Genomic DNA, 16,294 nt, shown 5'->3' with positions numbered 1-16,294 from the left:
CACCTAGCGCCCTTTTGTCAGCTCAAGCGCGCGGGCATAAATGGTCTTCTTCGGCACGTCGGTCAGCTCTGCCACAAAGGCAGACGCTGATTTCACACTCATATGCTTGAGGGCGGCGGTGAGCAGGGCTTCCATGTCAAGCGCGGTGGCGTCGTCGTGTGAGTGCTCAGCCGGTGGGCCGATGACGACAACAATCTCGCCCTTGGGGGTGTCCGCCTCACTGTAATGTGCGGCAAGGGCTAATAAGTTGTCTCGCCTGACTTCCTCAAATCTTTTTGTCAACTCCCGGCATATGGCGGCCTGGCGGGCACCCAAAACATCCGCAGCGTCCTTAAGGCAATCGGCTACCCGTTTGGCGCTTTCGTAAAACACAAGGCTGGCGTGGGTTTTGGCTTCGGCCTTGAACCAGCTTTGCCGTGCTTTGGATTTACCCGGCGGGAAACCCATGAAAAGGAAACGGTCGGTCGGCAGGCCCGCGAGTGAGAGGGCCATAACGGCGGCGCAGGGCCCTGGCACGGCGGAGACCAAATGCCCGGCGTCCTGTGCTTCAGCCACCAGTTTGAAGCCGGGATCCGAGATCAGCGGTGTCCCGGCGTCGGATACCAGCGCCACCTTGCCGCCGGAGGCCAGCTTGGCAAGGATCTTGGGCCGCGCGACAGGCCCGTTATGCTCATGATAGGGCACCAGCGGTTTTTTGATCAGGTTTGCCGTCAGCAGCCTGGCGGTCACCCGCGTGTCCTCGCAGGCGATCATGTCCACCTCGGCAAGGATATGTTTGGCGCGCGGGCTGAGGTCACCAAGGTTGCCGATCGGCGTGGCCACGACATAAAGCCCCGGTTTCAAAATCTGCTGAGACCCGAATTCGGCCATTTTTTCTTCCCATACTCTGGATCGTGGTTAAAAAGCATCGCGCGGATGTGTGGTGCTGATTTACAGCCATGCGATTTCAGACTAGGGTCAGCCCACCTGCCGCATGAATTTTCCGCCCGGAAATTTCCGCTATGGGCAGGGCACCAGATAACACCAAGGTTGGATATGCTTGCAAGCCGCTTCTTCAAACCATGCAAAGCTTTAGGGGCGATTGCCCTTCTGTGTTTTGTTGCGGCCTGTGGCGGCGGCGGGGAACGCCCGGTGCCAGAGCCCCGCACGCGAGATAGCGCGCGGGTGTCCGAGCGACCCGAGCCGCAGATTGATCTGGGCGACAAGGCGCAGGTGCCACTCAAGGACGGCATGACCGCCGAGGAAGCCGCGCAAAAAATCCACATCGCGATTCTGTTGCCTCTGAGCGGCAATGAGGGACAAACCGGCCGGGCGCTGTTGCGGGCCGCCACCATGGCACTGTTTGACGCCTACGACCCGCGTCTTGTGTTGCTGCCGTTTGATACCAAGGCAGACTATACAGAAAGTGAACGTGTGGCAGGCCTCGCGGTTGAAGCGGGGGCTGACATCGTGCTTGGCCCGCTTCTGGGCCAGAACGTCACTGCCGCTGGCACAGTGTTGGCGCGCGCTGGCATCCCGATGATCGGCTTCTCAAACGACCAGAGTGTTGCGGCGCCCGGGCGCTATATCATCGGGTTCATCCCCGAGGGCGAGGTTGACCGCGTGGTTGATTATGCTGCGGAAACCGGGTTGCGGCGTTTTGCTGCCCTGTTGCCGGAAGGCCTGTATGGCAACCGCGTGCGCGCGGCCTTCGGTGACGCCGTGGCGGACACCGGATCGCGCATCGCGGCGATGGAAAGCTACCCCCCAGACCCGGATCAGGTGTTTGAGCCGGTCAAGCGGCTTGGCAGGTATGAAGAACGGAAAAAAGCGCTCCGTGACGAAGTGCGTTACCTGCGCAGCCTCAATGATGATATGACCGATGAGGTCGCCAACCGGCTGGAAGCCGCAGAGGCACTGGAACCTTTGCCGTTTGATGCGGTGATTGTACCCGAGGGGGGCCAGCTTCTGCGCACCCTTGCACCGCTACTGCCCTATTATGAAATTGACCCCAACAAGGTGAAACTTCTGGGTACGGGTCTATGGAACGACGAGAGCATCCTTAGGGAACCGCCGCTTCAGAACGCCTGGTTCGCCGCCCCCATGCCGGAAAAGCCTGCGGCCTTGCTGGCGCGCTACAAGGCAACCTATGGCGAGAATGCCCCGCGCCTGGCTACCATCGCCTATGACGCCATGGCGCTCGTGGCCTCGTTGGCGCGCGATGTAGGTGTGCCGGCCGAATACCGTTTTTCGGCTGAGCGGCTGACCAACCCTTATGGTTTTGTCGGCACCGACGGCCTGTTCCGCTTTCTGACTGACGGCACCAACGAGCGCACGCTTGCGATCCTTGAGGTGCACCAGAAAGGCTTCGCTGTCGTGGACGCAGCGCCCGCGGCTTTCCCGAGCTTCGGCTATAGCCTCAGGTCACACCGCCGCGATTACTGATCCGGCGCCGTGGCTCAGTCACTGACCCTGATCACGCCGCTTGGGCTTGCGGCCTCTTCGCGGTAGAGGGTTTTGCCGTTCACATAGTCGGTGATCTCAAGCGTCATGCGGAGGCCTGCACGGCTGCTGGTCTCAGCACCAATTTCAAAATCGTGCATCAGGAATACATCGAGATAGTCGCGTCCCGCCACGTCCTGCGCGCTGTAATAATTGCTTTCCGCGCCACTTCTGACGTTGATGCCGCCGTCGCGGCCAAGGCACACATAAAGCGCTCCAATGTTGCAACTGAACCGCGCGCGGTAGGGGTAAAGGTCGGCAACACGCGCGCGCTCGGCTTGTTCTTCAGCGGCCCGCTGCGTCGCGATTGTTGAGCGTTTCTCCTCAAAAAGCCGATGCCAGCTCGCGACGCGGTCTTTCGCCATCGCGAAAGCCTGTCCTGACAGGTTGGTTAGGTGAAAAGCTGACTTGGCGGGCTGTTTTTTATCAAGGCTCACAAAGGCCGCGCGTTTGAGGGCGACTGTCTGCGCGGCCGCATCAATGCTGAACGCGAGCACGACGTCTGCCGCCTCAAGCGCAGGCTTTGCCGCGCGGGCTTCTGCAAGCGGGACCGGAATCTCCACACGTGCGACGCCAAGCCCGTTGCCGGTCACAATTTCCGCGGTGAATACCTGCCGGTCCGCGTTGTAGCTAATGTTTCGCGCAACAAAGCCGCCAGTTGATGCGGCGATATGGTCATCAAGGGCCGCATAGTCCGGTGCACCATCACCTTTATGATCTGCGTCATACGCTGCTTTGGCTTCCGCGACCCGCGCGGCGTGCTGGGCCGTGGTTTCAAACTCGTCTTTGACGGGCGGTTTGAAGGCAGCAGCCACGGCGCGGGCGGCACTGTCTTCATGCCAGACGGCAAACGCATACATGACCGCGTCCGTGAAGGTTTCTCCCTGCTTGGGGCGGAAAATTGTGCGGCCAGTACCCTTGCTGACGGTGAAACCCACTTCGATACCATCAAAGAGTGCCGCAGCGACCTTTTCTTCGAAGGCAGCGATCTCAGCGTCCAGCTTCGCCTTTGTTTCTGCCTGTGCTTTGGCTTTAGCTTCAGCATCCTCTGCTTTCACCCGCGCCTTGGCCTCAGCGGCCTCTTTGCGGCGCGCCTCCAGAAGGGGGCGGTCGGCCCTCGCGGCCCGACCACGTTCCGCGCGGCCAAGGCCGATACGGGCATAGCCGCGGTCCGTGGTTTCCGCCATGTATTTGACGGCCTTGCCCACCATCTGCTGCCGGGCCGGGGTGAATTTTGTCAGGTCTATAAATTTGAACTGGCCCACCCGGCCATAGATCGCAATCAGCTGGGTACAAAGCTCGTTCTGTGTATTGCCAGCATAATAGTCCGGCAGGGAATACAGACGGTCGGACGCCTCCTTTGCCGCGGCGTCGAACCAGTCGGCAATAGCTTCCGCGTCGCTGTTACCACAACTCTTGTCCTTCGCGCATGCGGGTAATTCAAGCGGATTGCGGTCATATTTTGCGAAGTCGACAGTTGCTGCGCGGCAAATTTCCGGAATTTGGAAGGCGGCAAACGCCGAGGTGGAAAAAAGCACGGAAACAAGGGCAATGAATACTGCGGGCAACTTGAAAGGCATGGAGAATTTCTTCGTAACGATTTGCGGGATAAACAAAGGTTAGAAGATAACTTATTGGTGTGGCAAGCGTTTTTGTTGCGTCGCCTTCAAGCCACCAGTTTACCAAGGATGAAGTTGAGGAGCGGCCAGCCCTCCCGCGTCAGCTGAAGCCTTTCGGGTGTATCAACCATATGGCCGCTGGTGACAAGGCCTCGCCAAACGTCTGCGTTTACAGTGTCCGCAACCTTCGTGCCGAAGCGGGCCTCAAGGTCCGTTATGCCAATGCCTTCCTTCAGGCGCAGGCCCATCATGATCGCTTCGAGCATACGGTCCTCCGCGGTCACATGGTCCAGCTCACGCGTGCTGTGGCCGGAGGCTTCGACCGCAGCCAGCCAGTCCTCAGGCCGTTTGATCTGTGCGTGGGCGTAAGCCGCACCGAGCGTGTGCGCCGGGATACGGCCATGGGCGCCGGGGCCGATGCCAACATAATAATCGCCACGCCAGTAGCTCAGGTTATGGCGGCTTTCTTGCCCCGGTGCTGCGTGGTTCGACGTCTCATAGGCTGGCAGGCCTGCGGCCTCGGTTATGTCCTGCGTCAGTTCAAAAAGCGCGGCAGCTTCATCCTCGTCCGGCAGCTTGAACTTGCCGCGGTGGAACTGGTGATAGAAGGCGGTGCCTTCCTCAATGGTGAGCTGGTAGAGTGACAGGTGGCTGGTGCCAAAGCTGAGCGCTTCAGCGAGCTCTAATCGCCAGTCTTCAAGTGATTGTTCAGGCCGGGCGTAGATGAGGTCAAAAGACACGCGCTCAAAGTTGTCCTGCGCGACTTTAAGGGCTTTCAGTGCCTCTTCCGCCGAATGCAGGCGGCCAAGGAATTTGAGCACGTCGTTATTGAGCGACTGGATGCCCACTGAGATGCGGTTGACGCCAGCAGCCCGGTAGTCGCGGAAACGGGCGGCCTCAACGGAAGACGGGTTAGCTTCAAGCGTGATCTCAATGTCCGACTGTCCCCAGTGGCGGCGCACGCGCTCGATGACCGCAGCCACCGTCTCAGGTTCCATCAGGCTTGGGGTGCCGCCGCCAAAGAAGATGGAGCTGGCTTCAAGGCCGGGGTAATGGGCGGCGAATGTATCAATCTCGCGCACCAGCGCCGCGCGCCAGCGGTCGTGGCTTACCTCATCGCGCACGTGGCTGTTGAAATCGCAGTAAGGGCATTTTTTTAGGCAGAAGGGCCAGTGCACATAAATGGCTGCTGGCCCCTTGTAGTCGCTTGGCTGCAGTGTGGGCGTTTCAGTTTTTATCAAAGCAGGCATCAATCAGGTGCTTGAAGGCAATTGCGCGGTGGCTCATGGCGTGTTTGGCCGCGGGTTCCATCTCGGCGAAGGTTGTGTCGAAGCCTTCGGGCACAAAAATGGGGTCGTAACCAAAACCCTTGTTGCCGCGCATCGGCCAGGTAATTTCGCCAAATACCTTGCCTTCAAAACTTTCCATATGGCCGTCTGGCCATGCAAGGGTCAGCGCGCAGGTGAAATTGGCGGCCTTGTCGTCCGCCTCACCCAGCTTGTCGACAACCGCAGCCATGGCGAGGGTGAAGTCCTTTGTTGGTCCCGCCCAGCGTGCGCTATAGATGCCCGGTTCACCGCCAAGCGCCTTGACCTCAAGCCCGCTGTCATCGGCCAGCGCGGGCAGGCCGGAGGCTTTGGCTGCCGCAAGCGCCTTGATCTCGGCATTGGCGATGAAGGTCAGGCCGTCTTCCACGGGCTCTGGCAGGCCAAGGTCCCCGGCGGAGACGGTCTCCACGCCAAAAGGCTCCAACAGGTCGCCAATCTCGCGCACCTTGCCTTTGTTATGGCTGGCGATCACCAGCTTGCTGCCATCAAAATGCCGGGCCATGGCTTATTTCCCAAGCGCTTTGGTTTGCGCTGCTTTGATCTCGTCACAGCCGATGCGGGCAAGCCGCAACAGGCGCAGGAACTCTTCTTCGGAAAACGGCTCTTCTTCCGCGGTGCCTTGAATTTCCACAATGCCGCCCTTGCCGGTCAGCACAAAATTGGCGTCGGTTTCGGCCGCGCTGTCTTCGTCATAGTCAAGGTCAAGCACCGGTTGGGTTTTGTAGATGCCGCAGGAAATGGCGGCGATGCTGTCGGTAAAGGGCAGCTCTTCAATGTGACCTTCCTTGATCATCCAGGCAAAACACTGGTGCAACGCCACATAGGCGCCTGAGATGGACGCCGTGCGCGTGCCGCCATCGGCCTGGATGACATCACAGTCGATGCGAATTTGTTTTTCGCCAAGCTTGGTGAGGTCAACAACGGCCCGCATGGCGCGGCCGATCAGGCGCTGGATTTCCTGCGTGCGGCCGGACTGTTTGCCCTTGGCGGCTTCGCGCGGCATGCGGCCATGGGTGGAGCGTGGCAGCATGCCATATTCCGCCGTTACCCAGCCCTTCCCGGTGTTCCTCAGCCACGGCGGTGTCTGGTCCTCAAACGTTGCGGTCACCAGCACATGCGTGTCGCCAAATTTTACAAGACAACTGCCTTCGGCATGTTTGGCAAAACCGGGGGTCAACTCGATGGTACGCATTTCGTCACTGGCACGGCCGCTCGGTCGCATGGGCAATCCTTCATTCTGTTTGCTGTCGGTGTTTCGCCCCTTCTACTCCCTGAGGCGGGTGAGGTCAAAGCTGCGTTTAGGCCAGGGGTGTGGCGCCGCACACATCTCGCACATATTTCGCACAAAACGCGGTATTTGTGCCACAGCTTCGCACCCGCCTGTCAACGATTGACGGAAGGCCCGCGCGTACCTACATTCTGGTGCATAGATGTAAGGGTAACCCATGTCGCTTGCTGACCTGAACGAACGCTCCAGAACCATTTTCCGCCAGATTGTCGAGACCTATCTCGAAACCGGCGATCCCGTTGGCTCGCGCACGATCAGCCGCACTCCGGGGCTTAGCGTTTCGCCCGCGACCATCCGCAACGTGATGGCTGACCTTGAAGATGCGGGCCTGCTGGCGGCGCCGCACACATCCGCGGGGCGTATCCCGACCGACATTGGGCTCAGGTTTTTTGTCGACGGCCTTATGGAGGTTGGCAACCTGACCAAGTCGGAGCGTGAGGCGATCCGCGGCAAATGCGCCACCACTGGTCGCGCGCTTGAGGATGTTTTGTCAGAGGCGACACGTGCGCTTTCCGGGCTTTCGCGCTGCGCGTCCGTGGTGATGGTGCCAAAAAACGAGGTGGCGGTTCGGCATATCGAATTTGTGCCCATTGCCCCCGGCCGCGCGCTTGTGGTGCTGGTGTCCGAAGACGGCAGCGTGGAAAACCGTATCATTGACGTGCCGCAGGGCCTGCCTGCTTCTGCGCTTATTCAGGCAGGCAACTACCTCAACACCCGGCTGATGGGCCATACGATTGACGAGGTTGGCGACGCAGTGCGCACCGAACTTTCAGCCAAACAGGCGGAACTCGACGCCTTGACATCCAAGGTGGTTGAAGATGGCCTCGCCGTCTGGACCGGGGGGGACGCGCCCGCGTCGCTGATCGTTTCCGGGCAGTCAAACCTGTTGGAAAGCGTACAGGCGGCAGAAGATCTTGAGCGAATCCGCCAGCTTTTTGATGAACTTGAGCGCAAAAAAGACTTGATCAAGCTGATGGAACTCGCCAAAGACGGGCGCGGAGTGCGCCTGTTCATCGGGGCGGAAAACAATTTATTTTCGCTTTCGGGTTCTTCTCTCGTGGTTTCTCCCTATATGAATGGCGCGAACAAAATTGTCGGCGTGATCGGTGTGATCGGCCCGACAAGACTGAATTATGCCCGCATCGTGCCGATGGTTGACTATACCGCGCGCATTGTGGGTCGCCTTCTTTAAAGGCGTAACAAGAATTATTTTTGGGTAACGGACAGAACATGAGCCAGGAAAACAAGACGAACGAACAGGCAGAAGAGCAAACAACAGATGCGGCGGAAGAGTTTTCCGCCGAGCAGTTTGTCCCTGAAGAACTGACGGGTGGTGACGAGGAAGTTGCCGCGCTGAAGGCCGAGCTTGCCGACTTGCGCGACCGGCTTCTGCGTGCGGTGGCCGAGACGGAAAACGTGCGGCGTCGTGCCGACAAGGACAAGGCGGATGCCAGCGCTTACGGCGTCACCAACTTTGCCCGCGACATGCTGAACATTTCCGACAATCTGCGCCGTGCGCTTGACAGCATGCCGGAGAAGGTTGCCGACGACCTCAAGAGCTTCATTGACGGGGTCGAGATGACAGAGCGCGAGCTTCTGAACATTTTTGAGCGTCACGGCATCAAGAAGGTCTCCCCGGAAGTGGGCGAAAAGTTTGACCATAAATTCCATCAGGCGATGTTTGAGGTGCCAACAACCGAACAGGCCCCCGGCAGCGTGATGCAGGTGGTCGCCCCCGGGTATGTGATCAAGGATCGTCTGCTGCGCCCCGCCATGGTGGGTGTAGCCAAGGGCGAAATCCAGAAAGTGGATACAGAGGTCTAGGCCTCCCGCCCACATAAAAACCCCATGACCCCCCATCAAACATTGAAAGCCCGGGCTTCAGCCGGGCTTTTTTGTTGCGCTTGACCATCTGTTTCATCACTGTGCATGTAATAAACAAGGCGGTTGGCAATAAGGGGACGGCGCGTGAACAGGGTTGTTTTGGCGGGGGGGGTGCTGGCAGGGTTAAGCCTGCCTGCGCTGGCGGATGTCGATTTTGTTGCCTTTGGTGACATGCCCTATAACGCCGAGCAGGTTGGCAGGATGAAATCCCTTGCCCATCATCCGGCGCTTGAGGGCGCGTCCTTTGCGATTTTTTATGGTGACACCAAATCTGGCGGCACGCGCTGTACGGTCGCTGAACTGGGTGGCAACAAAAAACTGATTGAGGCCATTGTTGATGCGCCGCTTTTTTTCACCCCTGGCGATAATGACTGGACCGACTGTGACCGCAAGGGCGATGATGAGCTGAAGGTCCTTGATACCATTCTCATGCCGCTTTATTTCCGCCCCGAAGCCCGCCCCGAGAATGACCCACGCGCCAAGCCAGAGTGGCAGATCGTCCGCCAGGGCGGCCAGCTTGAAAATGCGCGCTGGACCGCTGGCGGCACCATGTTTGCCACCTTCCATATTGTCGCTACCGGCAATGGGCGTGAGGAAATCAAAATTGGTGACAAGCCGATGAACTTTGCCCGAGTGGATGCCCGGGACGCCGCGAATCTGACATGGCTCGCGGAAACATTCGGTGCCGCGAAGGATGCTGATTCGCTGGTGCTGACCATGCACACGGACCCGACCAAAACACGGGACGGCCTGCCGGTCTGCGACCAGACGATACGCAGCAAATGTGACCCCTACCGGCCGTTCCTTGAGGCCTTGGGCGAAGAAGCCGCGGCGTTCGGCAAACCTGTGCTGGTGATCCACGGAGACACCAACCCCTATTGCGTGCAAGACGGCTATCTGGGGGTGACGAATATGCAGCGCCTCAACGGCACGGGCGACTATGAACCCGGCGTGACCCGTGTACGTTTTATCGACGGCACTTTTTCCTTTCAGCCTGTGGGACGCGATAGCGGCCCGGCTGCAACCTGTCCCGCGAAGGGCGAATAACCTTCCTTTACCACTCATAGCAAGCCAGCATGACTTTTAGTCAAGTATGCTTGACACTTGTTGTTTGAGTGGTTATGTAAAGTGTCATTGACATAATGTCGTGTAAGCAAGACAGGACGATAGCGATGAAACAAGCAGATAAAACCTATATGAAAAACTTCAGCCTTTCGATGGTGCTCTATACCATCACTCTTCTGGGCTCGGTCTATTTCCTAAGTAACAACGAGGTGGCCATGTGGCTGAAAGTGCTGCTGGTGCTGGTACCGGTGTTGCCAACCCTGATGGCTTTGAGGGCCCTCCTCATCTTCAGCCGCTCGTGGGATGAGTTGCAACGCCAGCAGGCGATGGAAGCGGTGCTGATTGCCTTCCTGCTCGTGGCCTTTGGTACCTTTGCCTATGGCTTCCTTGAGGGCATTGGCTTCCCCAAGCTGGACACGGTTTTCATCCTGCCAATGATGGTGGGTGCCTGGGGCATTGGTCGTGCGGTGACAGCGGGGAAATACAAATGAAAAACCGGTTGAAAGTATTGCGTGCCGAGCGGGACTGGTCCCAGGCGACGCTCGCGGAACAGCTTGATGTCTCCCGCCAGACCATCAACGCGATCGAGACGGGAAAATATGACCCAAGCCTGCCGCTCGCCTTCAAGTTTGCCACCCTGTTTGGCTGTACGATTGAAGAGATTTTTCAGCCGGAGTGAAGCGCGGGCAGGCCCTGTGTGACGACAGCAAAAATAAAAGAAAAGGCCGCCCATTTGAGGCGGCCTTAAATGTTTCATGTGAAGCAGTGGTTCAAGCGACCGGTTTGCCCTTGATGGCTTTTTCAACGAGCGCGATGGTCTCCTTGATGCCGTAAAGCGCGATGAACCCGCCCATGCGCGGCCCCTGGCTTTGGCCCAGCAAGACTTCATAACATGCCGAGAACCAGTCGCGCAGGTTATCAAACTGTGCGTCCTTCCCGGCAGAATAGACCTCCGTCATGATCACCTCTGCGTCGGTTTCATTCGGGTCAAGATCTTCAAGGCGACGTTTCAGGCTCTCGAAAGCCGCGCGTTCCTGTGGCCCTGCCAGCCGGTAGGATTTGTTCGGCTTTACAAAATCCTCATAGTAGCGGATCGCATAGCCCATCAGCTTGTCAAGCGCCGGGTATGTCTCGGCTGTCGCACCTTCGGCGTAGCGGCCGACAAAGCCCCACAGGGTTTCACGGTCATCAGCGTTGGCGGCCGACACAAGGTTGAGGAGCAGCGCGAAAGAAACCGGCAGATCAGCCTTCGGCACGTCACCGCCGTGGATGTGCCATGCCGGATTTTTGTAGCGGTCCAACTGCTCCTGCGTGTGGAACTTTTCAACAAAGGTGTGATATTCGTCCACGGCTTTGGGGATCACATCAAAATACAAGCGTTTGGCTTTTTTGGGCGACTGGAACATATATAAGGACAGGCTTTCGGGGCTTGCATACGCCAGCCACTCCTCAATCGTCAGGCCATTGCCCTTGGATTTGGAGATTTTCTGCCCGTCCTGGTCAAGGAACAGCTCATAGTTGAAGCCCTCAGGCGGCTGGCCACCGAGGATGCGGCGAATGATGCTTGAGAGCTTGACGCTCTCGATGAGGTCGGAACCCGCCATCTCATAGTCCACGTCCAGCGCGTCCCAGCGCATCGCCCAGTCCACTTTCCACTGGCACTTCACCTTACCGCCGGTCACCAAGGTCTCGGTGCGCTTGCCGGAAACATCCTCAAACGAGATCAGGCCCGCTTCCGGGTCCTCGATGCGCACCGGCACCTGCAGCACTTCGCCTGTCTCGGGGCTCAGCGGCAGGAAGGGTGAATAGGTCTGGCGGCGTTCTTCGCCCAGCGTGGGCAGGATCACATTGATGATCTTGTCGTAGTTCCTGCAGATTTTGACGAGCGTTTTGTCAAACCGGCCGGACTTGTAACATTCCGTCGCGGAATAGAACTCATATTTGAAACCAAACTGGTCAAGGAAGGCCTGCAGGCGTGCGTTATTGTGCGCGCCAAAGCTGGCGTGCGTGCCAAAGGGGTCCGGCACCGCAGTCAGCGGCTTGCCGATGGCTTTCGCCAGTAGTTCCTGGTTCGGTACATTGCTTGGTACTTTGCGCAGACCGTCCATATCGTCGGAGAAACAGATCAGCTTTGTCGGGATGTCAGAGATTTCGCGGAACGCACGCATCACCATGGTAGTGCGGGAAACCTCACCAAAGGTGCCGATATGCGGCAGGCCTGACGGCCCGTAGCCGGTTTCAAAGAGCACATAGCCCTTCTCGGGCGCGCCCGATTTGTACCGTTTGACAAGCTTCTCTGCTTCCTGGAAAGGCCAAGCTTTGCTGGAGAGGGCTAGATCAATATTACCGGTCATCGTCGGTCACCTTCGAAATTAGTGGTTAAAAAACGCGCGGAAGCTAGGCTCTGCGCGCGGTTCCGTCAAGATATACTGCTTTTGGCGATACGCAACATATTCACCTGTTTTTTGTGAAACACTGGCGATATGCTCCCGCCCCATGGAAGATCTTGTTGTCAGTGCTGAAGCCGAGAGTGTCGACCTTGACCGCCTGCCCGTGGTGGTCGTGGGGGTCAGGCATGTGCAGTTTTTGACGGAAGACGGCGCTTTTGAGGTGCTTTCCCTCGCCGAAGCGGCGGAGCGCATCAGCAAGTCACCCCACCTTCTGGTCAACCGGGTGATTGCTGCGCGGCGCTTGCGCCTGGGCGCCATCCGTGCCTTCGACGCGCTGGAGCTATACGCATTTGTCAGGCCCGCGCGCTTCTGTTTGCCCACGGTTCAGGGGCTTCGGGACGCGCTCCATATCGATATGGCGCTGGAGTCGGATGAGGACCGTTGCCTGTGTGTGCGCGAAATCGCCAAACGCCTGATCGCCGACATGGAAGCGCAGACCTACAGCTACCGCGCGGGCGGCGCGAAGGTTGCGATGATGATGGCGCGCGCCGGTTGGCCGTGGGGCCCGCTTGCGCTGCGCGCGATCGAAAGCTATGCCGACCACAGCCGGGAAGATGGTCTTGCTGTCTGGTCCGCGCTCAGTGAATGGGAAGATGGCGGCCCGCCGCCGCCCGCAGGCGATGATGCCGTTGATGCCGATGAGGCAAAAAGTCGGTTAAGCCAACTTTTAGGTGAGGGCGCGGAAAGCCGGGAAGGACAGGCGCGTTTTGCAGGCGCCGCCACCCATGCCTTCCGCCCGCGTGAATTTGAGGAAGGTCCTAACCTGCAGCTTCTGGAAGCGGGTACCGGCACCGGCAAAACCCTTGGTTATATCGCGCCCGCCAGCGTGTGGGCGGAAAAAAACGACGGCGCGGTGTGGCTGTCGACCTATACCAAAAACCTGCAACGCCAGTTGGATCAGGAACTGTCCCGGCTTTACCCGGACCCGCGCATCAAGGCAAAACGCGCCGTGATCAGGAAGGGGCGGGAGAATTACGCTTGCCTCCTGAACATCGAGGAAACCCTGCGCGCGGTAATGATGCGCGCGCAAGCCGGGCCGGGCGGCGAGCGCGACAGGCTTTTGATCGGCCTCGTGGTGCGCTGGGCGCGGTTCACCCGTGACGGCGACATGATCGGCGGCGATTTCCCCAGCTGGCTGGGGGGCCATTTTGGTATTGGCCGCATCGCGGGTCTGACGGACCGGCGCGGTGAATGTCTCTATTCCGCCTGCGCGCACTTTCGAAAATGTTTTGTCGAGAAAACCGCCCGCAAAGCCAAGCACGCTGACCTTGTGGTCGCCAACCATGCGCTGGTGGTGGCACAGGCGGCCACGCGGGCCGGTGATCCGGACCTGCCCAAACGTCTTGTGTTTGATGAGGGCCACCATGTGTTCGAAGCGGCGGACAGCGCCTTTTCCGTTCACCTGTCAGGCCTTGAGGGGGCGGAGCTCAGGCGCTGGCTCAGGGGCAAGGAGAGCGGAGGCTCGACCCGTGCGCGCGGCCTCAAATCCCGCGTTGACGAGTTGATCACCGATGACATGGACGCCAAGCGCCTTCTCGACGACGTGCTGGAAGCCGCGCGTATCCTGCCAAGCGATAACTGGCTCGGCCGGGTGACGGGCGCGGCGGCGATGACCCGGTATGAGACGTTCCTGATGCTCGTGCGCGCGCAGGTGCTCGCGCGCTCCGATGCGCGCGGCCCGCATTCGCTTGAGGCCACTACCAATGATCCGATCGAGGGCCTGACCGAGGCCGCACATGCGTTGGCGGAAGCGCTCAAGGGCCTCGCGCTGCCCATGCAGGCGCTGGCAAACGCGCTCCTGAGGCGGCTTGATGAAGACGCGGATGTGCTGGACAGCAGCGCCCGCGGCAGGCTTGAGGCCAGTGCGCGGTCTGTCAAGCAACGCGCGGACATGGTTGCCACATGGGCCGCGATGGCCGAGGGCTTCGGCGGCCCGCTGTCGGACGAATTTGTCGAATGGCTCGAGGTGGACCGGTTTGACGGGCGGGACCGTGACATGGCGCTATGCCGTCATTTCATCGATCCCACCAAGCCCTTTGCCGATGTGGTGCTGGACCACGCACACGGCGTGGTTATCACTTCAGCCACACTCCGCGATAAAGCTGCTGACGAGGGCGACTGGTCCTCGGCGGATATGCGCACCGGCGCGCAGCACCTTCTTATCCCGCCCAAGCGGCTCTCGGTACCGTCACCCTTTGACTATAAGGCCAATACCAAAGTACTGATTGTGGGTGACGTGAACAAACACGATGCGGCCCAGGTGGCGGCGGCCTACCGGTCGCTGTTTCTGGCTTCTGGCGGCGGCGCGCTGGGCCTTTTCACCGCGATCAGCCGCCTGCGGGTGACCTATGAACATATCGTCGGCCCGCTCGAGGACATGGACATCCCACTTTACGCCCAGCATGTGGACCCGGTGGACACCGCCACGCTGGTGGATATTTTCCGTGACGAAGCGCACGCCTGCCTCTTGGGGACCGATGCGGTCAGGGACGGGGTGGACGTGCCGGGTGAGAGCTTGCGCCTGATTGTCTTCGACCGGGTGCCCTGGCCACGGCCGACGCTCTTGCACCGGGCACGCCGGGCGGCGTTTGGCGGGCGGCATTATGACGAGATGCTGACCCGCCTCAAGCTGGCACAAGCCTATGGCAGGCTTGTGCGGCGCGCGACCGACAAAGGGCTTTTCATCATGCTGGACGGCCAGACGCCGACGCGCCTGCTGGACGCCATGCCCGAGGGTGTAGACGTGGCGCGGGTAGGTCTCGCGGAAGCGGTGAAAACCGTGTGTGAGTTTTTTCCGCCCGGACAGTAGACACCCTAAAGTAAACAGACAGGTTGCTCAGATGGTCTACGTTGGGCGGGCGAGCGGGGCAGGCCAATTGGTGGCCTATCAGGCCAGCTCGAGAAAACCACTGTTCAACAGCCGCTGCACCAGCGCAATGCGAATATCGTCGCCTACGTCACCTGGTATGTCACCGACACGGAATTCAGCCGTATCCTTGATAAACCGCATACATTCCTCAACGCTCAGGTGCACCAGGATCTGCTCGCCCGGGTGGCGGAAATCAAGGATATCGGGGGTAACACTCAGCCGCGCGATGGACAGCGGGTGGTGTTTGACCCGACTTTCGGTGCTGACGGCTTTGCCCGTGCCGGTTTTTGGCTGTTTCGGCAGGTCCAGAATCATGCGGGCATGACGATGGATAAGCGCGTCGCGGATAAACTCGGGCGATTTGCAACGCTGCTGCAGTTTTTCAACACCGGTCCAAAGCTGTCTGAGTACCGTGCCATCATCCTTGCCGGTCGCAAGGCTGTCGGCGCGTTTGCCAATATTGGCGCGCAAGGGCGCATCGAGATCGGACAGATGGTCCAGCGCTGCCGAGATTGCCTCGCGCACCGTCACCGGCACAAAGCCGATGGCAAGATGGATGGATTCGCTGGTGGACTTGACGGTGTGCGGCGTGCCGCGCGGGACATAGAGAAGGTCGCCCGGCGTCACGTCATAGGTCTTGTAGGGCCCCAGCTCCGGGTCGGTCTCGCCTAGGCTTTTCCAGCGGTTGGGGTGGCTCGGCGCCTTTTCCGAGATATACCATGTTTTGGTGCCAACAAGCTGGATGACGATGACATCAATCTCGTCATGGTGAACGGGGGCTTCGGCCTCACTTTCGCTCCAGAAGATAACGGTGCCAGCCGGGTTGCCAAAAACAAACTCAAGCGCACGGGTGAATTTATCCAGCCCCGGCGCCAGGTTTGTGACCTCCGGGATGCGGACGGTATAATCGCGTTCGTGATACTCACCAATAAGCCTGGCAAATGCCGCCGGGCTTTCCACAGCGCGCGGCTGTGGCGGCATGGTTTTCGCGTCGCGGATATGGCAGGTCAGCGTGGGGGCATATTTTTCAAAGTCGCGCAGGATAACTTTCCTGGGATCTTCCCCAAGGATCTTTGCCCGTTCCGGCGACGCGCCTCCGAGCAGCGCCAATGGTTTGCGGCTGACATGGTCGTCGAAAAAACGGTCATAATCGAGCGGGGCCAGCATGCGCGCGAGGATATCCTGTGCTTCTTGCAAAATCATGTCGCGGCCCTCAAATCCTGTCCTCACGTCTTTCGTGGGGTGCCTGGCATCTGTACGGTTTCCCCGCGCGGACAATAGCCGATGCCGTCTGCGCGTTGCAAGCGATA

The 16,294-nt window shown here is 59.4% G+C and carries 13 protein-coding genes and 1 pseudogene; 7 read left to right on the top strand and 7 right to left on the bottom strand.

Translation table 11 applies throughout. From position 1 onward, the window contains the following. Positions 1-3: 3 nt before the first annotated feature. Positions 4-870 (bottom strand): 16S rRNA (cytidine(1402)-2'-O)-methyltransferase, encoded by an 867-nt coding sequence (gene rsmI / locus OEU85_RS15345; RefSeq protein WP_262692389.1) that lies wholly within the window; start codon positions 868-870, stop codon positions 4-6. A 261-nt stretch (positions 871-1,131) separates the two neighbouring features. On the opposite strand from rsmI, the gene OEU85_RS15340 reads away from it, so the two are divergent. Continuing rightward, positions 1,132-2,424, top strand: a complete 1,293-nt coding sequence (locus OEU85_RS15340) for a penicillin-binding protein activator (protein WP_262692388.1) — start codon at positions 1,132-1,134, stop codon at positions 2,422-2,424. A gap of 14 nt (positions 2,425-2,438) precedes the next feature. Here OEU85_RS15340 and OEU85_RS15335 read toward each other — a convergent pair whose 3' ends face one another. The 4 genes and pseudogenes from OEU85_RS15335 to rph form a co-directional block, all read right to left on the bottom strand. After that, entirely contained in the window at positions 2,439-4,061 is a 1,623-nt protein-coding gene (locus tag OEU85_RS15335; RefSeq protein ID WP_262692387.1) for a hypothetical protein, read from the bottom strand. A gap of 86 nt (positions 4,062-4,147) precedes the next feature. Further along, positions 4,148-5,350, bottom strand: coding sequence for a radical SAM family heme chaperone HemW (gene hemW, locus OEU85_RS15330; protein ID WP_262692386.1), 1,203 nt, complete (start codon positions 5,348-5,350; stop codon positions 4,148-4,150). Next, positions 5,328-5,855: pseudogene (rdgB, locus tag OEU85_RS15325) on the bottom strand (RdgB/HAM1 family non-canonical purine NTP pyrophosphatase); the annotation flags it as partial. The gene hemW and the pseudogene rdgB, both read right to left, overlap by 23 nt. Positions 5,856-5,933: 78 nt before the next feature. Beyond that, positions 5,934-6,650: a ribonuclease PH gene (gene rph / locus OEU85_RS15320; RefSeq protein WP_262692385.1), complete on the bottom strand. Its 717-nt coding sequence runs from the start codon at positions 6,648-6,650 to the stop codon at positions 5,934-5,936. A gap of 223 nt (positions 6,651-6,873) precedes the next feature. Between rph and hrcA the strand changes: the two genes are divergently transcribed. The 5 genes from hrcA to OEU85_RS15295 all read left to right on the top strand — a co-directional run bounded on the left by hrcA (position 6,874) and on the right by OEU85_RS15295 (position 10,344). Then, positions 6,874-7,908: a heat-inducible transcriptional repressor HrcA gene (gene hrcA / locus OEU85_RS15315; RefSeq protein ID WP_262692384.1), complete on the top strand. Its 1,035-nt coding sequence runs from the start codon at positions 6,874-6,876 to the stop codon at positions 7,906-7,908. 38 nt (positions 7,909-7,946) lie between these two features. Continuing rightward, positions 7,947-8,540, top strand: a complete 594-nt coding sequence (grpE, locus tag OEU85_RS15310) for a nucleotide exchange factor GrpE (RefSeq protein ID WP_262692383.1) — start codon at positions 7,947-7,949, stop codon at positions 8,538-8,540. Positions 8,541-8,684: 144 nt separating this feature from the next. After that, positions 8,685-9,647 carry a hypothetical protein gene (locus OEU85_RS15305; RefSeq protein WP_262692382.1) on the top strand — a complete coding sequence of 321 codons (963 nt, stop codon included), beginning with the start codon at positions 8,685-8,687 and terminating at the stop codon, positions 9,645-9,647. A gap of 125 nt (positions 9,648-9,772) precedes the next feature. Next, positions 9,773-10,156: a hypothetical protein gene (locus tag OEU85_RS15300; protein WP_262692381.1), complete on the top strand. Its 384-nt coding sequence runs from the start codon at positions 9,773-9,775 to the stop codon at positions 10,154-10,156. Continuing rightward, positions 10,153-10,344: a helix-turn-helix transcriptional regulator gene (locus tag OEU85_RS15295; protein WP_262692380.1), complete on the top strand. Its 192-nt coding sequence runs from the start codon at positions 10,153-10,155 to the stop codon at positions 10,342-10,344. Before OEU85_RS15300 ends, OEU85_RS15295 begins: the two co-directional genes overlap by 4 nt. Before the next feature lie 91 nt (positions 10,345-10,435). Here the strand turns inward: OEU85_RS15295 and OEU85_RS15290 are convergent, their stop codons facing one another. After that, positions 10,436-12,019 (bottom strand): lysine--tRNA ligase, encoded by a 1,584-nt coding sequence (locus tag OEU85_RS15290; RefSeq protein ID WP_262692379.1) that lies wholly within the window; start codon positions 12,017-12,019, stop codon positions 10,436-10,438. A 142-nt stretch (positions 12,020-12,161) separates the two neighbouring features. Between OEU85_RS15290 and OEU85_RS15285 the strand changes: the two genes are divergently transcribed. Continuing rightward, complete coding sequence (locus OEU85_RS15285) at positions 12,162-14,924, top strand: ATP-dependent DNA helicase (protein ID WP_262692378.1); 2,763 nt, start codon at positions 12,162-12,164, stop codon at positions 14,922-14,924. A gap of 78 nt (positions 14,925-15,002) precedes the next feature. Here OEU85_RS15285 and OEU85_RS15280 read toward each other — a convergent pair whose 3' ends face one another. Next, positions 15,003-16,187: a cupin domain-containing protein gene (locus OEU85_RS15280; protein WP_262692377.1), complete on the bottom strand. Its 1,185-nt coding sequence runs from the start codon at positions 16,185-16,187 to the stop codon at positions 15,003-15,005. Positions 16,188-16,294: the final 107 nt, after the last annotated feature.

It is taken from the genome of Kordiimonas aestuarii (assembly GCF_025574465.1).
GTDB lineage: Bacteria > Pseudomonadota > Alphaproteobacteria > Sphingomonadales > Kordiimonadaceae > Kordiimonas > Kordiimonas aestuarii.
Note: the sequence above shows the minus strand (reverse complement) of the source record. Positions and strands in the feature narration are given on the sequence as shown.